The organism is Desulfosporosinus sp. OT, assembly GCF_000224515.1.
Lineage (GTDB): Bacteria > Bacillota > Desulfitobacteriia > Desulfitobacteriales > Desulfitobacteriaceae > Desulfosporosinus.
Genome location: NZ_AGAF01000161.1, coordinates 23,947 through 46,772, shown reverse-complemented (window position 1 = coordinate 46,772; position 22,826 = coordinate 23,947). Strand labels below are relative to the sequence as shown.

The window sequence follows — 22,826 nt, the reverse complement described above, 5'->3', positions numbered from 1 at the left end:
TCGGTTTGCTAGCTTTCTGGCATCTTTTATCAACTTCAGCCGTGCCTATACGCGTTATATGAGCGTACTTATATCCTACATAAAACTTTAAATTATTTTATCTGAAATGATTCTTGACAAAGCTAAAATAGAGTGGTAATGTGAAGACATCAGCTGTTAGCACTCATCGAGGGAGAGTGCTAACAAGAAAAATCAACAAGCGAGTTTGAGTGTGAGATACTTAGGCTAGAGTGCAATCTTAGGAAGGATGGGGAGGCATGTATGCAAATGGATGAACGGAAACGCAAGATACTTCGGGCGATTGTTCTGGATTATATTGCTACTGCTGAACCGATTGGTTCGCGAACGATTGCACGTAAATTTGATCTGGGTGTATCTCCTGCGACGATTCGTAATGAGATGGCTGATTTAGAAGATTTAGGCTTCATCGAACAGCCGTATACTTCTGCGGGGCGAATTCCTTCGGATGCGGGGTATCGATATTTTGTGGATTGTTTGATGGATCCGCAAGTGCTTAGTGAAGAGGAGAAGGAGACGATTGAGCGGGAAAGTACGAAAAGAATCCATGAGATTCAAGAGGTTATTTCCCATACCAGCAGATTGTTGTCTGAACTTACCAACTTAACGAGCCTTGTGCTCGGGCCGCAAAAAGGAAAAAGCACGTTTGGCAAGATGCATTTTCTGCCTTATCAGCCGGGTCAGGTTATTATGGTAATTGTTAAGGAAAACGGTGCTATTGAAAACCATATTATCGATGTTGGAGAAAATATTACGGTTGAGGATCTCCAACATGTCGCTGGGGTTTTCAACCAAAAGATGCGTGGGTATTCTTTAGGTCAAGTCAAACGTAGTTTGCTGCATGAGATCTATGGTGAATTGTCCAGGCAGAGGCAATTGATTGACAATACTATGGATATGTTAAGGGAAATTTTGAGCGATAACGAGGAAGAGGAACGCATTTATCTGGGCGGAACTCTCAATATGCTAAATCAGCCTGAATTTCGAGATTTAGGTAAAGTTAAGACCTTATTCAAAGTGTTTGAAGAAAATGAGCCTTTGAAAAAACTGCTGCATCCTCATCATGAGGGATTAAACGTTACCATTGGTGGAGAAAATACATTGAAAGAATTCCGAGATTGTAGCGTAATATCTGCAACTTATAAAGTGAATGGACTAACCATTGGGGCAGTGGGGGTACTGGGACCGACTCGTATGGACTACGCCAAAGTAATTGCGATTGTAGACTTTATGACACGTAGCTTAGCGGAAGTTTTGGCAAGGGGAAAACCCCGGGGATATTAACGCGTTGATTGGGCTTTATAGCTCATTCTAATATAGATATTTCTATTTAAGTACGAGAGGTGATTGTGGATGGCACAACGGAGAGAAGAAGCTCTCAAAGACCAGGAACCGAGGATTAACAAGGATCAGAGGGAGGATACAGAGGGTGATCCCGAAAGATCCATCCTAGAAGAAAGCATGGATGACAATGATATGACTCTCCCAGAGAAAATTCTGACGCTAGAAGCGGAGCTTGCTCAGGCCAAAGCTAAAGCAGAAGAGCATTATGACCATTTGCTGCGCTTGCAGGCAGATTTCGATAATTATCGAAAACGGACCCAAAAGGAAAAAGTCGATCTTATTAATTATGCATCCGAACGCATTGTGGGGGATCTACTTCCTATTCTGGACAATTTTGAACGGGCAGCCAATGCGGCCAAAGTCAATCCAGACATTACAGCTTTTTCGCAGGGAGTGGATATGATCTTCCGCCAATTGCAAACTGCGCTCAGCAAGGAGGGCCTAAAAGCGATGGAAGCCGTGGGCCAACCTTTTGATCCAAACCTTCATGAAGCGGTGCTCAGGGTGGCTTCCGAAGAACATCCTGAAAATACTGTCGTAGAAGAACTACAAAAAGGGTATTACCTTAAAGAAAAAGTTTTGCGTCCTTGTATGGTTAAAGTTTCTAACTAGTTAATTTAAGGAGGAAGATTATAATGGGAAAAATTATTGGTATTGACTTAGGTACAACAAACTCTTGCGTATCCGTTATGGAAGGCGGGGAAGCGGTTGTCATCCCAAATGCGGAAGGAAACCGAACAACTCCATCGGTAGTAGGTTTTTCAAAAACTGGTGAGCGGTTAGTCGGTCAGGTTGCCAAACGTCAATCTGTTTCTAATCCTGATAAAACAGTCATTTCTATTAAACGTCATATGGGTAGTGACTATAAAGTTAAAATTGACGATAAGTCCTATAGCCCCCAAGAAATTTCAGCGATGGTTCTCCAAAAACTTAAAACAGATGCCGAGGCCTACATTGGTCAACCGGTTACCCAAGCAGTTATTACGGTTCCAGCCTATTTCACGGACGCTCAGCGTCAAGCCACTAAGGACGCCGGAGCAATTTCCGGACTTGAAGTACTTCGTATTATTAATGAGCCCACGGCTGCAGCCCTTGCCTATGGTCTCGACAAAAAAGATGATTCAACAGTTTTGGTCTTTGACTTAGGGGGCGGTACCTTTGATGTTTCGATCCTTGAATTAAGCCAAGGCATGGTTGAAGTGAAAGCTACGAGTGGTAATAACCATTTGGGCGGCGACGATTTCGATCAACGTCTGATTGACTATATGGTGGCTGAATACAAGAAAAGTAATGGTGCGGACCTCTCGAAGGACCGCGTTGCCCTGCAACGTTTAAAAGAAGCAGCGGAAAAAGCTAAGATTGAACTTTCCGGTGTTACGAACTCAAATGTAAATCTTCCATTTATTACCATGACAGAGCAAGGACCACAACATTTGGATATGAATATTTCTCGGGCCAAATTTGAAGACATTACCTCAGATTTGGTAGAATCAACCATTGGACCTACACGCCAAGCAATTGAAGATGCCAAACTTTCTTGGGATAAAATTGACCAAATCATTCTAGTCGGCGGATCGACCCGTATTCCTGCCGTCGTTGAAGCTATCCGGAAATTAAGCGGAAAAGACCCTCACAAAGGAGTTAACCCGGATGAAGTAGTTGCCATGGGTGCAGCGATTCAAGGTGGCGTACTCAGTGGTGAAGTAAAGGATATGATCTTGCTGGATGTTACCCCGCTTTCCTTGGGTATTGAAACCCTTGGTGGAGTATTTACCCGGATCATCGATCGCAACTCTACTATCCCTACCACTAAATCTCAGACGTTCTCAACGGCTGCAGATAATCAAACATCCGTCGACATTCATGTTCTCCAAGGTGAGCGTGAAATGGCGAGTTATAATAAGACGCTTGGACGTTTCCAACTCACAGGAATTCCTCCCGCACCACGCGGCATTCCCCAAATTGAGGTAAAATTCGATATTGATGCCAATGGTATTGTCCATGTTTCCGCAAAAGATGTGGCCACAGGAAATGAACAAAAAGTGACAATTACCTCTTCTACAGGTCTATCCAAAGACGATATTGAAAAAATGAAACAAGATGCTGAAGCTCATGCTGAAGAAGACAAGAAACTAAGAGAGCTGATTGATGCTAGGAATCAAGCGGATTCGATTGTTTATCAAACAGAGAAAACTTTGAAAGACTTCGAAGGCAAGGGTGATGCAGCTGAAGTTGACAGTATCAAAAAAGCATTAGAAGATGTAAAGACAGCATCTACCGCTGAAAACATTGAAGAGATTAATGCGAAAATGGAGGCGCTGAACAAGGTGCTCCATCCTTACATCGAAAAAATGTACCAACAACAAGCTGCTCAAGACCCGAACGCTGGAGGCCAAGCCGGAGCGGAAGAGGTTAAGAAAGACGACGATGTCGTGGATGCTGAATTCACTGAGGTAGAAAAGGATAAGTAAAGGTATATCTCGAATCCTGTTCCGTCGCAGCTGAACCGCTGACGAGCGGGTACCTCGAAATTTAAGCACGATGGACACGATTTTGCTTGATGGATTGGTTTTAAGTTTCATTCTCCTGTCTAGGTGCGGCGAGGATGTGTATTAGAGATAAGTTTTGAGGGTGCAAAGGTTTAAAGCCTTTGTGCCCCGCTTTATTTGAGTTTTTTGACAGATACATAAAATTCCTTAATATTGGAGATTTCCTTGAACTTGGAGTCGAAGGATCATATAATACTAGAGGACTTTAAAATGTTAGAGTGGTTGGACAAGTAGGAGTGATGGAGGAAAACATGAAACGCGATAATTATGAGGTGCTGGGTGTCGAGCGATCAGCCAGTGAACAAGAAATTAAAAAAGCTTATAGGACGTTAGCTCGTCAATATCATCCAGATGTGAATCCAGGAGATAAGGCGGCGGAAGAAAAGTTTAAAGAAGCTGCTGATGCGTATGATGTTTTAAGTGATCCGGAGAAAAGAGCGCGTTATGACCAATTTGGTCATGCAGGAACAGATCCTAATCAAGGATTTGGAGATGCTGGAGGCTTCGGTGACATTTTTGATATGTTTTTTGGCGGCGGCGGTGGACAACGGCGCGGTGGCCCTCAACGGGGCGCTGATCTGCGGTATGCCATGCCCTTGACCTTTGAAGAAGCGGTGTTTGGCGTCGAAAAAGAAATCCAGATTCCACGGGACGAAACTTGTACAGATTGTCAAGGTTCTGGGGCAGCACCTGGAACTCATCCGACGACGTGTTCTCAGTGTCATGGCAGCGGGCAAGTTAAAGTGACTCAACGCACGCCTTTTGGTCAGATTCAAACGGCTCGCACGTGTCCAACGTGTCATGGGGAAGGGCGTACTGTTAGTAGTCCGTGTTCGACGTGCAGTGGACAAGGGAAAGTCCGCAAGGTTCGAACAATTAAGATTAGTGTTCCGCAAGGTTCAGAGGATGGTTTAAACCTAAGGCTCAGTGGAGACGGTGAATCTGGTGCTAAGGGAGGGCCTCCGGGAGACCTTTATATTGTTTTACAGGTTAAACGGCATAAATTCTTTGAACGTGATGGAAATGACATTTACTGTGAAGTACCTATCACCTTTATCCAAGCGGCCTTGGGCGCGGAAGTCGATGTTCCGACCTTAGATGGTGTGGTTAAGATGAAAGTTCCCGAAGGGACGCAAACATCCACCGTTTTTCGGCTTAAAGGGCATGGCGTGCCGCATCGCCGAGGCAGTGGTCGTGGTGACCAGCATGTTCGGGTTATATTAACAACACCGACCAAGCTAAACGATAAACAAAAACAACTCTTACGTGAATTCGGGGAAGCAACTCCGGATCATCAACAAATGGGTAAGAAATCCTTGTTTGAGAAGTTCAAAGAAAACCTCCGCGATGCGATGGGGTAAAAAGGAGCATAATGTATGGATTGGCGTGAAGTGGCGGTAACAGTTTCAACTGAGGGAGAAGAAACTGTTGCCGATCTTTTTTATCAGTTAGGGTGTCCCGGTGTCAGTGTGGAAGACCCAGAACTTTTACGGAGTTATGTGGAATCTGGGAAGTGGGATTACCATGATTTTGGAGAAGTAGAATTCACCGGAACGTCTGTGGTTAAAGGTTACTTTCCGGAAGATGCAGAACTAACGGACAAGCTTGAGTCGATAGATTTAGGAATTCGTGAACTGATACAACGCTTTCCGCACTGGGTTGTTCAAGCCAAAGGCATCTCGTTAAAAGAGGAAGATTGGGCAACAGCTTGGAAGGCCTATTTCAAGCCAATCCGTATTGGGAAAAAAATTCTGATTAAGCCAACGTGGGAGCAGGTAGAGCCGCTGGCAGGAGACATTGTTTTGGAACTTGATCCTGGCATGGCTTTTGGTACAGGGACTCATGCTACAACGACGCTGTGTTTAGAAGAATTGGAAAAGATAGTAAAGCCTGGCCAAATTGTCTTCGACCTAGGGACTGGGTCTGGAATTCTCGCGATTGCGGCAGCTAAACTTGGCGCTAAAGTGGATGCCGTGGATCTTGATGCTGTGGCGGTAAAGGTGGCTCAGGAAAATGTCGACCTAAATCGTGTGAGTGACCAGGTTAAAGTTTTGCGTGGAGATTTAGGGACTGTACTCAAGGGGCAGGCTGATATAGTGATTGCCAATATTATTGCTGATGTTATTTTAATGCTACTCCCGGATTTAAAACGTATATTGCACCCAAAGGGTGAATTTTTGGCTTCGGGCATTATTGAACATCGCGCCATTGACGTGGAAGATGGATTAAAGGAAGCTGGATTCGAAATACTAGAACGTGTTGAAGATTCCGGTTGGATTTTATTTCGGGCGAGGTGGGCAAATAATGAATCGGTTTAAGATTACAGAACTTGGAAAAGAAGCCTTTTGGTTGCGTGATTCGGAACGCGATCACCTTGTTAAGGTGCTGCGGCTTTCTCCAGGAGATGTGATTGTCGGATTTGATAATACCGGGATGGAGTATACCGCTGTCATTCTTAAGATTGAGGACAAAAGTGTAACTTGTGGAATTCTCAGTACGGATCATCCCGATGTAGAGGCTCATACCTCCGTTTATATTGTAGCAGGACTGTCTAAAGGTGAAAAAATGGAATGGGTGATTCAAAAAGGGACTGAGCTAGGCATGGTAGGGCTCGTTCCCTTGCGAGCCAAACGGTCTGTCATGCATTTGGAGGGAAGTAAAGCACACGAGCGGGTCGTTCGTTGGCAAAAGATTGCTTCAGAAGCAGCGAAACAGTCGCATAGGGTTCAAGAACCACAAATATTAGAAGTCAGCGATTGGAAGGATCTGAAGGAGAATTTACCACTGGACACCCAGTGGCTTATTCCTTATGAAGAAGAGAAGACTCAGCGTTTAGCTTCTGTGCTTGATACGCTAGACAGTGAACGTCCTATTGCCATACTTATTGGCCCTGAGGGTGGTTTTGATGAGGCTGAGGTGGCTTTGGCCCAAGAAAAGCTTGGGGCCCAGAGCGTTTCGTTGGGACCTCGAATTTTGCGGACAGAGACTGCTGCTCTGGCTGCCCTGACGATGGTTTTAGCTCATTATGGGGATCTCGGCTAGAGGACTTGTATGCACAGCGCTCGGTGCCTACGACGCAGAGCAAACTAACCGTTCAGGCTCCTGGCTCTGGGGAGCGGCAGCGCACGTCCTTGTGCGCTGCCCCGTGTCTCGGGTCGGTCGCTTGAGCGGAAGTTTGCTGGGCTGCTTACGTAGAGACGTCGCGCTTGTGTCATACTGCGTCCCGGGCTAGGGACGGGGAGAGACGTTTGTCTTGCTTTGGAGATGGTCGAGTATTCGTTTTTGGTAAAGTTAAGGGTTATCCATTTGAGGTAAAATTACCGGTAGGGCTCCCAGTTGAGGGTGTTATTTTAGCAGATCAAATTAAAAATCTGGATTGGTTAAGTCAATCAGCACAATTGGTTTATAAAGTACCTGAGATTATAATGCAGGAAGTTTTGTTGAAGGTGGAAACGCTTTTAAAGGACTGACCTGTTAGTTGTTTTGAAAAAGGGTGGATTATATATGCCTTTAAAGGGTGAGCAGGTTAGAACGCACCCGGCTACATCGGATATGCAAAGTCCGATATTCGAACCACGAACTACTAACATCAAACCACGAGTATGTTTCGTTACCCTGGGCTGTAAAGTAAATCAAACTGAGAGCGAAGCGATGGCCCAACTTTTTCGGGAGGCGAAGTATCAGGTGGTTGAGTCCTCGGAAGAGGCGGATGTTGTCGTTGTAAATACTTGTACAGTGACGAATACAGGAGATAGTAAATCCCGTCAGGTTATTCGTCGTATGATTAAGGCGCATCCTGGGAGCGTTGTTGTGGTTATGGGCTGTTACGCGCAAACGGAGCCGGGAGAGGTTCTGAATATTGAAGGCGTTGATCTGGTGCTGGGAACGCAGGATCGGATGCAGGTCTTAGATTGGATTGAACGAGTTAAAGCTGAGCGTAAACCTTTGAATGCTGTGCGCGGGATTTGGGAAGCGGAGGAATTTGAAGAGCTTCCTCAACTTAGCGAGGAGCATCGGACCCGAGTGTTTCTCAAGATTCAAGAAGGATGTAATCAGTTCTGTACTTACTGTATTATTCCTTATGCACGTGGCCCATTACGCAGTCGTTTGCCAGAAAATGCAATAGCTGAGGCTCGACGGTTGGTTGAGGCGGGTTATCCGGAGATTGTCTTGACTGGTATTCATACTGGGTATTATGGACAGGATTTAGGGGCAGAATGGAATTTAGCTCGTTTGGTACGGGAGTTGGTCAAAATTCCTGGACTGCATCGTTTGCGCTTAAGTTCGATTGAACCGATGGAATATACGCCTGAGCTGATTGAAAGCATTGCTTCGTCACATAAGGTTTGTCCTCATGTACATATGCCTCTTCAGAGCGGAAGTGATCAGGTGTTAGCCCGTATGCGGCGTCCCTATTCGTTGCATGAATATCGAGATTTGCTTGAAAAACTACATCATCAGATACCGGATCTGGCTGTCACAACGGATATCATTGTCGGCTTTCCAGGGGAAACAGAGGAGGATCATGCTTCTACTTTAGAGTTTGTGAAATCTTGTGGTTTTTCCGCAATTCATGTGTTTCCCTATTCGAAACGAAAAGGAACGCCTGCGGCAGACTATCCGGATCAAGTTTCGAAGAAGCTAAAAGAACAACGGGTTAAGGATCTCATGGCGGTTGCTCGCGTTAGTCAAGAAGCATTTGTTCGTGGTTTTGTTGGAAAGCCTGTGGAAGTGTTGATTGAATGGATTGATCCAAAAGGTTGTGCCCTAGGGCATACGCCACATTATATTCAGGTTAAAATACCTCCTCGTGACGATGGACAGGTTTGGGTTGCGCGGCAGCTTGTTACGGTTATTTTAGAAGAGGGTCATCTCTTGATTTGATGGTAAAAGTGTAAAAAATTGACTAAAATGCTTGGTAATAAAAAGCGTTGTGTCGAATAAGATAAGGGAGGAAATAAAAATGCCTATGTCTGATTGTATTTTTTGTAAAATTGCCCGACGGGAAATTCCCAGTGAAATCGTCTATGAAGATGATGAGATAATCGCTTTTAAAGATATTCAGCCGCTGGCTCCCGTGCACTTGGTCGTTATTCCAAAGAGCCATTTGCGTAGTCTTAATGATGTCACGTCTGAATATGAAGCATTAATGGGTCATCTGTTAGGTGTGATCCGTCGCTTGGCAAGTGAGTTTGGGGTTGCAGAGTCTGGTTATAGGGTAGTAACGAATACGGGAACTGACGGAGGCCAAGTTGTCGGACACCTTCATTTTCATTTGCTTGGGGGTCAGGCTCTTAACGCAAAGATTGGGTGATTGGGACGAAAGTCAAACGGGCAGTCTGTTATGGCTTTAAAGTCAACTTGACTCAACCAACTTCATCCAGTATAATAGTAAAGGTATAATTGTGATGATCCAGTGGAGGGAGGGATAAGACAATGAGTGAAGTCAAAGTTGGTAAAAACGAATCCCTTGATGCCGCACTCCGCCGGTTCAAGCGTACTTGTCAAAAGGCAGGGGTTAGTGCAGAGGCTCGTAAACATGAGGCATATGAGAAACCAAGTGTGAAGAGAAAGAAAAAATCTGAAGCTGCACGTAAACGCAAGTTCAAGTAAGGAGTGTCTCGAATTGACCCTGAAAGATCGCCTCGTTGAGGATATGAAGGTTGCCATGAAGGCCAAAGAGGAGGGGAAGGTTAGACTTTCCGTCATCCGAATGGCCAGGGCTGCCATAAAGAATGCTGAGATTGACAAGAAAATTGAATTTAACGATGATCAAGTCATCGAAGTATTAGCACGTGAAATGAAACAGCGTCGAGATTCGCTTGAAGAGTTCAAAAAAGCGGATCGCCCCGAAATGGTTAAGGCTCTGGAAGAGGAAATGGTCGTTCTAATGGATTACCTTCCTCAACAGCTTTCCGAAGGGGAAATTCGTCAGCTTGTTCAAGAAACAATCGGCATAGTAGGGGCTCAAGGCCCCAAAGACCTCGGGAAAGTTATGGGTGCACTATCACCTAAGACGAAAGGCCGTGCAGATGGCAAACTTGTTAATCAAGTTGTACGGGAGATTCTCGGGGCATAACCCATTAGTTTTAAAGAAAAACCCAGTTGAGGAATACAACTGGGTTTTTTGCTGTAAAAAAACAATTTAATTAAAGGCTTGGACTATTCTGGCTCTTCCCCTCATAAAATTGCATACAGAGGGGAGGAGTCAATTTTTATGTTCAAAAAGTTAAAAAGGAACGTCGGAGACGTTTTGGATTTTCCAGCGGATGTGGTGGGCGAAGGTCCGAAAATTACGATAACTGGGCGACAACAGGTTTTGGTTGAAAATTATATTAGCATTATTACCTTCACTGAGGAAGAAATTCGTTTGGAAACAACGGAGGGGGATGTGTGTTTTCAGGGAAAGGGGTTAGTGCTGAAGGTTTTATTATCCACAGAACTACGGATTGAAGGGGAGATCTTTTCTTTATCATTTATCAGTCAGAAAGTATAGGCTGACCGGGTTCTAACGATGAGCATCCTTGTTCGAGTATTGGCCAGCGTTATCAGTGCAACTAGGACAATTGGCGCCTGAAGGTCAGGAGCAAGGCGATGATATGAACACTCATGCTGCTGATGCGGCACAATTGGAAGGATGATAATAGCTATATTCAGGATAGAGGAGAGGAGATACAGTAATGTTTGAATGGTTACGGATATTTTGGCAGGGACGGATTTTTTTCCTCGCGAGGGGAGACCAGCTTTCACGTTTCCTGAATCAAGTGTTAAAAGACGGTGTGATTCTTCACCATATTCAAAAATCAGAGCGAGGGATGCGGGCACAAATTAAGTTAGCGGATTTTCGGCGCTTGCGAAAGGCTGCTCACAGAACTCATACGAGGGTTCATATCATAGCAAAATATGGTTGGCCTTTTATTGCCAAACGTTGGTGGCACAGAAAGGGCCTGTTGACAGGGATCGTCGTGATTGCCATGGTATTAACAGTCTTATCGCAACTTGTGTTGTCCATTTCTGTGTCGGGCAACAAGAATGTTAAGTCTTCAGAGGTTTTAGAGAGGGCAGAAAAATTAGGGCTTAGAACTTGGACTTACTCAAAAAATTTAGATTTGAATCAGATTGCCAAAGTGCTTCAAGAACAATTGCCGGATGCGGCTTGGATTGGTGTGGAACGCAGTGGAACAAGCGTTAAGATTAAAATATCAGAGAAAATACGTCCATCCATTCCTAAAGAAGCGGGTAATCTGGTTGCTAGCCATGCAGGGCTTGTCAAAGAAATAATGGTAATTCAAGGAACTCCTATGGTTCATGAAGGAGAAATCGTCAGGGCTGGTCAAGTTCTAATTACGCAGGCGCCAAATCCGGGCCTGCCAAGTACGCCGATTGCTCAGAATTCTGAAGCGAACAAGTCGAATAGTTCTAAGCCAGTTCCCCAAGCCTCTGCAGCCAGAGGGTTTGTACGGGCACGAGTGTGGTATAGTGCCGAAGCACAAATTCCTTTAGTAGAGGATAAAATCGAGGAAAGCGGAAGAGTTGCTGCAGGATGGGGTATAAAATTTGGCTCTCGCGTCATAATGGTAACAACACCGGATTCTCCGTTTGAGCAAACTGAAAAAGAAGTGCTCGTTCAATACGTACAGCCCTGGAGGAATTGGCGTTTCCCTGTCGAAGGTATAAGAGTAAACTATAAAGAACTCCATAATGTGCACCTTGAACGGTCTGTTGCCGAAGCACGTCAATTGGCTGAAGAAAAGGCTCGGATTGAAGTCCAGAAGGAGATCGCGCCTGGAGTTGTGATTGTGGAAGAAAATGTGAAGGTTCTTTCGAGTAATTCTAAGACAGAACGGGTTAGAGTTGAGGTGGAAACCTACGAAGATTTGGCGGTATATGCCAATCCTTGAGAAAATAGACCGGTTATGCAGTTTATAGAGCGTGCTGAAAAGGTAAGGCACTGATGAAGTAAGGATGATGGTATTGAAGTTTAGAAGGGTTAGAAAGATTTGGGAGGGGTTATCCAGCCGTTTGGATTTGCTTAGACATCACACCAACTGGCTACGTGCTATCGTTGGGGTGATGTATTTTCTGTTGTTTGCGGTTCTTTTATCTTTAGGCTTATTTGTTTCTAAACTCCATTTGGAAGTAGGGGAACCTAGTCCTCAGCTCATCACTGCGCCGTGGAGCAAGGACATTGAAGATACAGAGAAATATTCTAAAGACCTGGAAGCTGCTGCGAAAGCTATTCAACCAGTGTATAAGCCTGATGATGAATATTTGACCGAGCTAACCAATGATCTGGGGAAAGCGTTCAATACCTTGAGTACTACGGCGACGACCGCAGGGGACACGAATGAACTTGTCAGCAAATTAAAGCAAACGAAGCCGTTTGCTGTCTTATCAGATGAGGTGTTGGCTTCGCTGCTAAAGGCCTCTCCAGAGGTTTTAAGTGCAGTTAAACAGATTGGTGGAGACATTATCTTAAGCGATGCGCGCAATGTCAATTCCGGGGCGCGGACCGAGGTGGATGTGGGGTCACTGCGCGAAAAAATTGTTTTGGACGTTCATCAATCAGCACTCCAGGATGATGCCAAAGCGTTTTTTGAGGCCTTTGTGGAACAAGAAGTTACACAGCCGACCTTGATTGTAGATGAGCAAACTACGGAAAAATTGCGTGCTGCGGCACGAGCTCTTGTGAAACGGGATGTCCTCTACTTCAAGACAAACCAAAAGATTATTGGTCCGGGAGAGATTGTTGATGAAAAGGTTTTCCACGTCTTGGTTGAATATGGGCTGATCAATAGTCTTAATACCTGGAAGATGGCGTCGGGGATTGCGTTGATGGTCCTCATTGGAATGGGAATCATTGTAGCCTATTTGTACCAATATAAACGGGATATACTGCGTTTAACCAACCGCAGTGTTCTAATTGGGCTGACGATGATCTTGGTGCTCGCAATGGGGCGCGGAGTAATTTCCTTGAATTTAGGGGGACCTGAATACAATGCCTTGGCGGGTGTGCTCATTCCAGTGGCTTGGGCAACCATGACGGTTGCGATTTTAGTTGATGTCGATGTCGCTTTACTTGTCTCAGTGGTCTTAGCATTTTTTGTGGCTGTTTTAGTGGACCCTACTCTTTCAACCTCAACTGGCCTGCAAACAGGTTTAGTGGCCCTTTTTGGCGGGTTTGTCGGGGTGTATAGTGTCTCTCATTTGAGCCAACGTTCTGATTTGGCGCGAGCTGGGTTATTTGTGTCTGCGATGAATGTTTTGGTGGTCAGTGGGATTGCCTTAACCACCGGAATGCGCTTAATGGTTTGGGTTGTTGGTCTGATCTTGGGAATTGTCAACGGGGTAGCGTCTTCGTTCTTGACGGTGGGAGCGTTGCATTGGTTTGAGTCGGGGTTCCGTATTACTTCCTCTGTTCGGCTTTTGGAATTATCCAATCCCAATCGTCCGTTGCTGAAGCGTTTATTGATGGAGGCGCCAGGGACATACCATCATAGCATTTTAGTGGGCAATTTGGCTGAAGCCGCGGCAGAGGCCGTTCATGCGGATGCCACCTTGGTAAGGGTGGGTTCGATGTACCATGATATCGGAAAATTAAAACGCCCTTACTTTTTTATTGAGAATCAATTTACTCAAGATAACCCGCATGATAAGATTGCCCCGACTTTGAGCTCGTTGATTATTACCTCCCATGTCAAGGATGGGTTGGAGATGGCTAAGGATAATAAACTCCCACAGCAGATCCAAGATATTATCGCTCAGCATCATGGGGACGGTTTAGTCAGCTTCTTTTATCATAAAGCTCTTGAAGAAAATGATGAGATTCCTGAGGAGGCTTTTCATTATGAAGGGCCTAAACCTCAGACCAAGGAGGCAGCTCTTGTGGCCTTGGCTGACAATGTAGAAGCGGCGGTGCGGTCTATGAAACAACCCACGCCAGGACGTGTCGAAGGGTTTGTTCGGAAAATTGTTAAAGATAAGCTGAATGATGGACAGTTGGATCAATGTGATTTAACGTTTCAAGACTTAGATCGCATTGCGATGGCCTTTGTGCGTGTTCTGACCGGTATTTTCCATTCCCGCGTCGAATATCCGGACTTGCCGGCAAACGGAAATGGAATGCTCTCTAAGAAGTCTGTGAGCGAGACCAGCGAAGAAAATGATGAAGGTGTTCCCCAGGATGATCAAAATCCCCCAGTGAGTGATAAATCTTAAAGCTTTGGGTAGAACTGATATAGTTAAGTTTCGGGTGACTAGTTTATGTTGGAAGGGAGGGAAGGGTGGCCCAAATCTGGTGTAAAGGGATGGGGTTTACCCGTAAGCGCATGATCCTGGATATTTCTTGGGAGGAAGAGTCTATTTCACTTGACCAGCGCGAGCCGCTTAGCGCAATGCTGAGTCAGGCCATTGAAGAGGCTATCCGTCTTTCGGATGGGCCGGAAGAGGCGGAGGTGAGCCTAATGCTGGTTGATGACCAGCGCATCCATACCTTGAATCTCGAATATCGTGGGGTGGATCGCCCGACGGATGTTCTTTCGTTTGCTTTGCAAGAGGAATTGGATGAGGAACCTGATTCGGAGTTCGAGGACGATATGCTCGGTGATATCGTAATCTCTGCTGAAAGGGCCAGGGAACAAGCTAAAGAATACGGCCATTCTTTCGAACGGGAAATTGTGTACCTGGCTGTTCATGGGACGCTTCATTTGTTAGGTTATGATCATGAAGAAGAGCCGGATAAACAAGAAATGCGTAGCAAAGAAGAAGAAGTGATGGCTTTATTGAGGTTAGAAAGAGTGTAGCTATTAAGCTCTCTATAGCGAAGTGAGGGCGAAGGAGGAGCTTACCTTCAACTGAAGCAGAGCATGGAACTCTTACATAGAAAAGTGGAAGTTTGGAAGTGGATAAAACGGAGCGGATGGGGAAATATCAGAAACCAGGGTTTTGGCGTAGTCTTAACCAAGCTTGGCGAGGGTTGATATACACTTGGAAAACGCAAGGTCACTTTCAGTTTCATGTCGTTGCAGGAATTTGCGTCGTATGCTGTGCTTGGTGGAGCGAGGTTTCTCGTTTTGAATGGTTAATTCTTATTTTCGCAATTGGTAGTGTTATTGGCGCAGAAGCCATGAATTCTGCTCTAGAAATTGTGGTGGATTTGGTGCAACCAAACTTTCATCCTCTAGCGGGAATGGCAAAAGACGTGGCAGCTGGCGCAGTTTTGGTTGCAGTAATTCAAGCTGTGGTGATAGGGGTGATTGTCTTTCTACCACGGCTGTTAAGCTTCGTGAGTTATCTTTTAGGATAGACAGACGAGAATATCCACATTTTTTTCAAATCTTATGAGACAATTGGTTTAATAAACTTTGTATATTTTAAGGAGCAGTTTTGAACTTGAATCAGAAGAATCAATTTCTTAAGACAGAAACACTCGAAACACAGGTCCTGCAAGAACTTATTGACCAGGCTCAGGCGGCATACCGACAAGCATACGTTCCCTATTCTCACTACCCTGTTGGGGCAGCCGCACTGTTTTCGTCGGGTGTGATTTATGGTGGGTGCAACGTTGAAAATGCTAGTTACGGTTTAACAGTTTGTGCAGAGCGAAATGCTATTTTTCAAGCTGTGGCTCATGGAGAACGGGAACTGAAAGGAATCGCCATCGCTGTGCCGACAGATGTGTTTCCTTCTCCTTGTGGTGCATGTCGTCAAGTGATACGAGAGTTTGCTGTGGATTGCCCGGTAATTTTGATAAATGGCGAGGGGAAAACGAAGGTTACGAGGTTGAAGACGCTCTTGCCGGATGCGTTTGGGCCGGAGTTTGTGAGCGACTTGTAAGACACAGCGCTCGGTGCTTACGACGCAGAGCAAACTAACCGTTTAAGCTCCTGGCTCTGGGGAGCGGGGTTCATCCTTCGGCGATAGCATTATTTTAAAGAACCCGCCTACGGCGATAATCTCCACTGGAGACTATCGTGCCAAAAGCGCCATCCGACGACCCACGAAAACACTGTTTTCGCACGGATTACCCTTCTAACAGACACTGTCTTCGCACGGATTACCCTTCTTCCAGGATGGCGAGAAGGGACCTTGTGCGCTGCCCCGTCTTTGGGGTCGGTCGCTTGAACGGAAGTTTGCAGGTCTGCTAACGTAAAGACCTCGTGCTCGTGTCATACTGCGTCCCGGGCTTGGGGGACGGAGAGATGATTAGTCTTGTTTTGGAGAATTTGAGCATGCATGTTGGGTGACGGGAACTCCTGGGAGACGGCACATTTCATGTGCACCGTCTAAGAAAGCGGGAGGAGGGACGGTTCTCGGTTGCATGCTTACGTAAAGACGTCGTGCTTGTGTCATACTGTTTCCCGGGCTTGGGGGACGGAGAGGCGATTAGTCTTGCTTTGGAGAATTTGAGCATGCATGTTGGGTGACGGGAACTCCTGGGAGACGGCACATTTCATATGCACCGTCTGAAGGAAGCGGGAGAAGTGCTGGTTTCTTGATATACGCAAGAAAGAGCGTTCCTGCTTGCACTGTCTTGCACTAAATTCGAGTTATAGAAGTTTGCACTGAATAGACGTCGTCACTAAAGGTTATGGTAATAAATAATACAAAAGAAATTAAAGTATTTTAAGATAGGGAAGTGACTTCACCGTTGGTTTCAACAAAATCAAATGAATTCCGTTCAGGCTTTGTATCTGTCATAGGAAGACCGAATGCAGGGAAATCCACCTTGCTTAATCATTTGTTAGGTCAGAAGGTTCTGATCATGTCTGATAAGCCTCAGACCACCCGTAATCGCATCCAGTGTATTCTAACGGAGGAACGGGGGCAGATTATCTTTCTGGATACACCCGGAATCCATAAACCCAAACATAAGTTAGGGGAATATATGGTCGGTAAAGCCAAGGAATCCATGCGTGAAGTGGATGTTATTCTTTATATGGTGGACCTTTCGGCTGAATATGGTCCTGGCGAAGAGTTTATTATTGAAATGCTCAAGCAGACTCGGGTCCCGTGCGTATTGGTCTTGAACAAAGTTGACCTTTTGGCGTCGAAAGAGCAGTTGATGCGTAAAATTCAGCAGTTTTCTGCCCTTGTGGATTTTAAAGCTATTGTTCCTGTATCCGCAAAAACAGGGGAAAATACTGACGAACTGTTAAAGGTTATTTTTAATCAACTTTCTAAGGGTCCTATGTATTATCCGGAAGATGAAGTTACCGATCAGCCGGAACGTTTTATTATGGCAGAGCTGGTGCGCGAAAAAGTGCTGCAGTTGACGCACGATGAAATTCCGCATTCGATTGCGGTAGTGATCGAAGAGGTAGCTGAGAAGAAGACTTTGGTTAAAGTACGGGCTTTGATTGTGGTTGAGCGTGACTCTCAGAAAGGGATTGTGATCGGGGCCGGAGGTAAGCAACTCAAGGAGATTGGCAGATTGGCTCGTATGGATATTGAGGCTTTATTAGGCAGCCCTGTGTTTTTAGAACTTTGGGTTAAGGTGAAAAAGGACTGGCGCAATCGGATGGATAGTTTGCGAAATTACGGGTATGGAAAGGAACGGGATTAGTATGCTGAATCTTGCAGGAATGACAGATCACACGTTGTTGAAACCGCAAGCTGCAGAAAAAGATATTGTGACGCTTTGTCATGAGGCTCAACAGCATAAGTTTGCGACCGTCTGTGTCAACCCGACGTATGTGCAGACAGCGGCGAAGCTTTTGCGCGGAACAGGAATTGGTGTTGCTGCCGTAGTAGGCTTCCCGTTAGGGGCGACGTTTACGGAAGTTAAAGTTCAGGAAGTCTTTATGGTCAAGGCGCACGGTGGCAAAGAAGTGGATATGGTTATCAATGTTGGATGGGCAAAATCAGGAGATTGGGAAGCCGTTGAGCGTGATATTACGCAAGTGGTTGCAGCGGCTCATGGTTGTGGATTGCTCATAAAAGTTATTATTGAAACCAGTTTGCTTACAGAAGATGAGAAACGAACTGTGGCTGAGATTGTCAAACGCTCAGGAGCAGATTATATTAAGACTTCTACTGGCTTTGCCGGGGGCGGAGCGACCGTCCAGGATGTACGTAATCTTAAAGCGTGGGTCGGGGAAAATGTTAGGGTTAAGGCTTCGGGCGGAATAAGGACCAGGGAGTTTGCCGTTGAGCTTATCCAAGCTGGGGCGGAACGACTGGGGACCAGCGCGATACTTAGCTGATAGGTTTTATGTATAGAGAGACAATAGATAACGCAAAATAGAGGGGTGAGAGCGTGGCCGTTTACCATGCGGACGCGTTAGTGATCCGCAGTCGGGAATTTGGGGAGTCGGATCGGGTGCTCACTCTTTTTTCTCGTGAGCTGGGAAAGCTGCAGGCTGTGGCAAAAGGGGTGCGTAAACCTAAGAGTCGTCAGAGGGCTGGGGTTCAGTTGTTTACCTATGGGGATTTTCTAATCCACCGCGGGAAAACTTTGGATACGGTTAGTCAGTGCAGTCCGAGGGAAAGCTTCCCTTATCTTTGGAGTGATCTGGATCGCTCGTTTGCGGCTACGGGTATCGTTGAACTTTTGGACATTTCAACGGTTGTGGCACAGCCCAACCCGGAACTTTTTGCTCTTACGTTGACTTGTTTGTTTCTACTGGAACAATTTAACTCTTCTCTTGTGCTCAGCGCTTACGCTTTGCGGTTAATGATGTTGTTGGGATATCGCCCGCATTTAGGGGAATGTCCTGAGTGTGGGGTTAAGATTAGTGGTGATCGTTTATTTTTCAGTCCGGAGGCCGGTGGGACGCTTTGTGGTCAGTGTCGAGAGACGTATTCAGGACGATGGATTCGAGCTGGTAGTATTGCGTTCATGCGTCAATTAATTCGGGCGGAAATCACTAAACTTGATCGCCTGCGTTGGAATGCTTGGATGCAACAAGAAATTTTGGAGACACTACGGCTTTATCTAGAGTATAAATTTGAGAGGCCGCTCAAGTCTTGGCGAATGGGAAGCTTAACTCGGGATGACGTGGGGCAGCACACGAACGGAAAGGAAGGGAACGAATTTGAGTGAAGCGTTGTGGACAGAACTTGAAAAGCTGGATGTATTACGCGAACGAATGGGAATTGGCTATGAAGAGGCTCGGGTGGCTTTAAGCATGGCTCAGGGTGATGTAGTGAAGGCTTTGGACAACTTCGAGAAGGGTCGCGGTAAGGGGAAACCCGGGTGGGACTTTGTCGATCGAGGGCAGGGAATTTGGAGTTGTGTCAAAGATAAGCTGGGAAGCTTTAATAACACCACGGTTAGTCTGAAAAAACATAATGATACGATCGTAAGTCTTTCAGCTCCAGTGGGTTTGGCATTGGTGTATACGATCTGGCGGAGGCCAGGTTTACGGATGCTTGCTCTGGCTGGTGCAGTTGGGGCAGCAATTAATCATTATGAGCTTGAAGTGGCTTCTGGAGACAAGTCTTCGTATGATGATGATGCTTTTAATTTTTCTTCGGATAGGGCAGATGCAGGATTATAGTATTTGACACAATTCGCTCCTGGGAATATAATAGTTTAAATCTATACCTTTTTATGATGCGATGATGGGAGAAAAGTCCGCGAAACCTCTTTATTAGCGAGTTCGGGTGGGTGTGAGCCGAATAGGAGAAGCGGATGGGGCAGCTCTGAGCAGGATAAACGAAGGGGACCCTGCTGGGGTCAAACAGGGTGGAACCGCGGGAACAAGCTCTCGTCCCTGTAGCTTATATGCTACGGGGGTGAGCGCTTTTTTATTTGTTGAAAATTGAACTGGAGATCCTGAAGGAAAGTGATATACGGTAGGGAACTAATACTTGTTGGGGAACTACGACTATTGAGCAGTCCGCTTTGAAGAAACCTGGAAAAAGACAATGTTTTGAGTAATTTAAATTAATACTAAGGAGGTAAAACTATGCAGTTTCAAGATATTATACTTACTCTCAATCAGTTTTGGGGAGAACAAGGGTGTATTATTGCCCAACCTTATGACGTGGAAAAAGGGGCTGGGACGATGAACCCCGCGACGTTTCTACGCGCCCTGGGACCGGAGCCGTGGAATGTGGCCTATGTTGAGCCGTCACGCCGACCCACAGATGGCAGATATGGGGAAAATCCCAATCGTTTACAGCATTATTTCCAATACCAAGTCATTCTGAAACCTTCGCCTGACAATGTTCAGGAACTTTACCTGCAGAGCTTGGAACGGCTAGGGATTAACCCTAAGGAGCACGATATTCGTTTCGTCGAAGACAACTGGGAGTCTCCGACCTTGGGGGCTTGGGGGCTTGGCTGGGAAGTCTGGTTAGACGGTATGGAAGTGACTCAGTTTACGTATTTTCAACAGTGTGGGGGGATTGACTGCAAACCAGTTTGTTGTGAAATCACGTATGGACTGGAACGACTGACTACGTATATTCAAAATAAAGACAGTGTTTATGATATCGCCTGGGTCGGAGACATTACGTATGGTGATATCTATCTGCAAAATGAAATCGATTACTCGCATTACAATTTTGAAGTTGCGGATATTGAGGCCTTGCAGACCTGGTTTGATATGTATGAACGTGAGGCCAAGCGGGTTGTAGAAAAAGGATTGGTGCTCCCTGCCTATGATTACGTGTTGAAATGCTCCCATACCTTTAATTTGCTTGATGCTCGCGGGGCAATCAGTGTCACAGAGCGCACAAATTATATTGCACGGGTGCGTGCGCTAGCTCGTCTTTGTGCTCAGGCTTATGTAGAGCAACGGGAGAGACTGGGTTACCCTCTGATCAAAACAAATTCAGTGAAGGAAGTGGAGTAAGATGGCGAACGATTTTTTGCTTGAAATAGGAACAGAAGAAATCCCAGCTAAATTTTCGCCGGGGGCGATGGCTCAGTTGGAGGAACAAGCACGCAAACGTTTAGCTGAACTGCGCTTGGCCTATTCGGAAATGAAAATCTTCGCTACCCCTCGCCGCCTGGCCCTTTTGGTATCGGGGCTTGGGGAAAAACAAGAGGATTTATTGATGGAAGTCAAAGGCCCCGCTGTGAAAGCGGCCTATGATGCAAATGGGGTCTCTACAAAAGCTGCTCAGGGCTTTGCTCGAGGGCAAGGTGTAAAAGTTGAAGACCTTTTTGTCCAAGAGGTCAATGGGGTACCGTATGTGTTTGCTCGTAAATCGGAAATAGGGCTGGAGACTTCGACCTTATTGCCCCAATTCGCCAGCGAGCTCATTAATGCCTTGCATTTTCCAAAACCTATGCGCTGGGGAGACTTAGATTTTCGTTTCGCTCGTCCGATTCGTTGGATCGTTGCTCTTTACGGAACAGAAGTTGTGTCGCTTGAGCTCGTCGGGCTTAAGTCAGGACGTGTCTCGCGCGGGCACCGAACGCTGACGACAGAACTTATTTCCCTAGCCCAACCGTCTGATTATTGCGAAGCCTTACGTAAAGCCTTTGTTATCGTTGACCCTGAGGAGCGCAAGAGTGCGATTCAAGCGCAAATTAAAGTTCTGGCAGAGAACGTCGGTGGCGAAGTGCCTGAAGATAAGGAGCTCTTGGGCGAAGTCATCCATCTTGTGGAATATCCGACTGCGTTATTGGGCGCAGTAGCCCCTCGCTACATGCACCTGCCTGAGGCGGTAATTACAACCCCGATGCGGGAGCATCAACGATACTTTCCGGTGCGTGCTAAAGACGGAAAACTCTTGCCCAATTTTATTACAGTACGCAACGGGGATGCCTTCGCTTTAGATACAGTGAAAGCCGGAAATGAAAAAGTGTTGAAAGCTCGTTTGGAAGATGCGGCCTTTTATTATCGTGAGGATCAAAAGGTTCCATTGTCGGAGTTAGTTGCCAAATTAGGGAAGATTGTGTACCACGAGAAATTGGGTACTGTCGAGCAAAGGGTAGAACGTTTGCGCGGCTTGTCTCGGTTCATTGCTGAGAAGCTGAATTTCGAGGGAACTTTGCAAGAAGAAATTGATCGAACTGCTTTTTTGGCGAAAGCCGATCTTGTAACCTTGATGGTCAGTGATTTTCCAGAACTGCAAGGCATTATGGGGGCGGACTACGCTAAAGCCAGTGGAGAGACACCGCAGGTCTGTCAGGGGATACTCGAACACTATCAGCCCCGTTTTGCAGGCGATGGATTACCAGCATCAGATCCCGGTCGTGTAGTCAGTATTGCGGATAAACTTGATGCAATTGTTGGCGCGTTCAGCATTGGAATCCAGCCCACCGGTTCTCAGGACCCTTATGCCTTAAGACGTCAAGCACAAGGGATTGTGGCGATCCTCTTAGATTCTAAATGGGAGATTTCTCTCACCGAACTTTTGCGTGAGTCTTATCGCCTGCTCACTGAGCAGGGGACATCTCCATTGCCGATCGAGGACATCTTGCCCTTGCTCCAGGATTTCTTTCAACAACGCCTGCGTTTTGTGCTACAGGAACAAGGACTGCGTTATGATACAGTGGAAGCGGCCTTGGCGATCGGAAGCGATGACATTAATCGTGCAGCGAAACGAGCCCAAGTGCTTTCCGAAAGAAGGAATGAAGAAACCTTTACTCCCTTTCTCCAAGCTTATATCCGTTGCTTCAATTTAACTAAAAAAGAAGTGCCTCAAGCGATAGACTCATCTTTGTTGGTTGATGCGACTGAAATAGCTTTGGAGAATGCAATATCTTTGCGTATAGAGCGTTTTGAACAGACTCGGTCGAGAGGGAATTATGTGATGGCCTATTATTTAGCAGAGGAGCTGGTCTCCTACATTGAAGCCCTCTTCCAGGCGGTTATGATTATGGTAGAAGATGAAGCTTTGAAACGGAACCGACTGGCTTTACTGGGACAGTGTGTGATAATGCTGGGATGTTTAGGCGATTTAAGTGTTTTGTCGTAAAAAAATATGTTAACTATCTATTCAATAAACAACATT

Annotated in this window: 25 protein-coding genes; all 25 read left to right on the top strand. The window is 45.9% G+C overall.

What is annotated here, in order from left to right; translation table 11 throughout:
• Positions 1 to 261 precede the first annotated feature (261 nt).
• Positions 262 to 1,302, top strand: coding sequence for a heat-inducible transcriptional repressor HrcA (gene hrcA, locus DOT_RS14715; RefSeq protein WP_009620277.1), 1,041 nt, complete (start codon positions 262 to 264; stop codon positions 1,300 to 1,302).
• Positions 1,303 to 1,371: 69 nt separating this feature from the next.
• Entirely contained in the window at positions 1,372 to 1,974 is a 603-nt protein-coding gene (grpE, locus tag DOT_RS14710) for a nucleotide exchange factor GrpE (protein WP_009620276.1), read from the top strand.
• A gap of 23 nt (positions 1,975 to 1,997) precedes the next feature.
• Entirely contained in the window at positions 1,998 to 3,833 is a 1,836-nt protein-coding gene (gene dnaK, locus DOT_RS14705; RefSeq protein WP_009620275.1) for a molecular chaperone DnaK, read from the top strand.
• A 329-nt stretch (positions 3,834 to 4,162) separates the two neighbouring features.
• Positions 4,163 to 5,272 carry a molecular chaperone DnaJ gene (gene dnaJ / locus DOT_RS14700; protein ID WP_040412299.1) on the top strand — a complete coding sequence of 370 codons (1,110 nt, stop codon included), beginning with the start codon at positions 4,163 to 4,165 and terminating at the stop codon, positions 5,270 to 5,272.
• A gap of 15 nt (positions 5,273 to 5,287) precedes the next feature.
• Entirely contained in the window at positions 5,288 to 6,229 is a 942-nt protein-coding gene (prmA, locus tag DOT_RS14695; RefSeq protein WP_009620273.1) for a 50S ribosomal protein L11 methyltransferase, read from the top strand.
• Positions 6,216 to 6,953: a 16S rRNA (uracil(1498)-N(3))-methyltransferase gene (locus tag DOT_RS14690; protein WP_009620272.1), complete on the top strand. Its 738-nt coding sequence runs from the start codon at positions 6,216 to 6,218 to the stop codon at positions 6,951 to 6,953. The genes prmA and DOT_RS14690 overlap by 14 nt, the downstream gene beginning before the upstream one ends.
• A complete protein-coding gene (locus DOT_RS30515; protein ID WP_157998464.1) occupies positions 6,937 to 7,143 on the top strand; it encodes a hypothetical protein in 207 nt (68 codons plus the stop codon). Before DOT_RS14690 ends, DOT_RS30515 begins: the two co-directional genes overlap by 17 nt.
• A gap of 16 nt (positions 7,144 to 7,159) precedes the next feature.
• Positions 7,160 to 7,381, top strand: a complete 222-nt coding sequence (locus DOT_RS14685; RefSeq protein ID WP_009620271.1) for a hypothetical protein — start codon at positions 7,160 to 7,162, stop codon at positions 7,379 to 7,381.
• Between the two features lie 82 nt (positions 7,382 to 7,463).
• A complete protein-coding gene (mtaB, locus tag DOT_RS14680) occupies positions 7,464 to 8,795 on the top strand; it encodes a tRNA (N(6)-L-threonylcarbamoyladenosine(37)-C(2))-methylthiotransferase MtaB (RefSeq protein WP_050809889.1) in 1,332 nt (443 codons plus the stop codon).
• A gap of 85 nt (positions 8,796 to 8,880) precedes the next feature.
• Positions 8,881 to 9,225, top strand: a complete 345-nt coding sequence (locus tag DOT_RS14675; RefSeq protein ID WP_009620269.1) for a histidine triad nucleotide-binding protein — start codon at positions 8,881 to 8,883, stop codon at positions 9,223 to 9,225.
• A gap of 122 nt (positions 9,226 to 9,347) precedes the next feature.
• Positions 9,348 to 9,524, top strand: a complete 177-nt coding sequence (rpsU, locus tag DOT_RS14670) for a 30S ribosomal protein S21 (RefSeq protein ID WP_009620268.1) — start codon at positions 9,348 to 9,350, stop codon at positions 9,522 to 9,524.
• A gap of 13 nt (positions 9,525 to 9,537) precedes the next feature.
• Positions 9,538 to 9,990: a GatB/YqeY domain-containing protein gene (locus DOT_RS14665; RefSeq protein WP_009620267.1), complete on the top strand. Its 453-nt coding sequence runs from the start codon at positions 9,538 to 9,540 to the stop codon at positions 9,988 to 9,990.
• Positions 9,991 to 10,128: 138 nt separating this feature from the next.
• Positions 10,129 to 10,407: a YabP/YqfC family sporulation protein gene (locus tag DOT_RS14660; RefSeq protein WP_009620266.1), complete on the top strand. Its 279-nt coding sequence runs from the start codon at positions 10,129 to 10,131 to the stop codon at positions 10,405 to 10,407.
• A gap of 184 nt (positions 10,408 to 10,591) precedes the next feature.
• Complete coding sequence (yqfD, locus tag DOT_RS14655) at positions 10,592 to 11,812, top strand: sporulation protein YqfD (RefSeq protein WP_009620262.1); 1,221 nt, start codon at positions 10,592 to 10,594, stop codon at positions 11,810 to 11,812.
• Positions 11,813 to 11,876: 64 nt separating this feature from the next.
• Entirely contained in the window at positions 11,877 to 14,129 is a 2,253-nt protein-coding gene (locus tag DOT_RS14650; RefSeq protein ID WP_083824122.1) for an HDIG domain-containing metalloprotein, read from the top strand.
• Positions 14,130 to 14,239: 110 nt separating this feature from the next.
• Positions 14,240 to 14,713, top strand: a complete 474-nt coding sequence (ybeY, locus tag DOT_RS14645) for an rRNA maturation RNase YbeY (RefSeq protein WP_009620258.1) — start codon at positions 14,240 to 14,242, stop codon at positions 14,711 to 14,713.
• 116 nt (positions 14,714 to 14,829) lie between these two features.
• Positions 14,830 to 15,216 carry a diacylglycerol kinase family protein gene (locus DOT_RS14640; RefSeq protein ID WP_040412310.1) on the top strand — a complete coding sequence of 129 codons (387 nt, stop codon included), beginning with the start codon at positions 14,830 to 14,832 and terminating at the stop codon, positions 15,214 to 15,216.
• An 86-nt stretch (positions 15,217 to 15,302) separates the two neighbouring features.
• Complete coding sequence (locus DOT_RS14635; protein ID WP_009620254.1) at positions 15,303 to 15,746, top strand: cytidine deaminase; 444 nt, start codon at positions 15,303 to 15,305, stop codon at positions 15,744 to 15,746.
• 814 nt (positions 15,747 to 16,560) lie between these two features.
• A complete protein-coding gene (gene era / locus DOT_RS14630; RefSeq protein ID WP_009620252.1) occupies positions 16,561 to 17,475 on the top strand; it encodes a GTPase Era in 915 nt (304 codons plus the stop codon).
• Positions 17,471 to 18,115 (top strand): deoxyribose-phosphate aldolase, encoded by a 645-nt coding sequence (deoC, locus tag DOT_RS14625; RefSeq protein WP_192807817.1) that lies wholly within the window; start codon positions 17,471 to 17,473, stop codon positions 18,113 to 18,115. The genes era and deoC overlap by 5 nt, the downstream gene beginning before the upstream one ends.
• Positions 18,116 to 18,168: 53 nt before the next feature.
• A complete protein-coding gene (gene recO, locus DOT_RS14620; protein ID WP_009620248.1) occupies positions 18,169 to 18,954 on the top strand; it encodes a DNA repair protein RecO in 786 nt (261 codons plus the stop codon).
• Entirely contained in the window at positions 18,947 to 19,411 is a 465-nt protein-coding gene (locus DOT_RS14615) for a DUF4342 domain-containing protein (protein ID WP_009620246.1), read from the top strand. The genes recO and DOT_RS14615 overlap by 8 nt, the downstream gene beginning before the upstream one ends.
• 112 nt (positions 19,412 to 19,523) lie before the next feature.
• The gene (locus DOT_RS31415) at positions 19,524 to 19,679 is read left to right on the top strand and encodes a hypothetical protein (RefSeq protein ID WP_207637046.1); all 156 of its coding nucleotides are present in this window, start codon (positions 19,524 to 19,526) and stop codon (positions 19,677 to 19,679) included.
• A 143-nt stretch (positions 19,680 to 19,822) separates the two neighbouring features.
• Complete coding sequence (gene glyQ, locus DOT_RS14610) at positions 19,823 to 20,713, top strand: glycine--tRNA ligase subunit alpha (RefSeq protein ID WP_009620242.1); 891 nt, start codon at positions 19,823 to 19,825, stop codon at positions 20,711 to 20,713.
• A gap of 1 nt (position 20,714) precedes the next feature.
• Positions 20,715 to 22,790 (top strand): glycine--tRNA ligase subunit beta, encoded by a 2,076-nt coding sequence (glyS, locus tag DOT_RS14605; RefSeq protein WP_009620239.1) that lies wholly within the window; start codon positions 20,715 to 20,717, stop codon positions 22,788 to 22,790.
• The last annotated feature ends 36 nt before the right edge of the window (positions 22,791 to 22,826 follow it).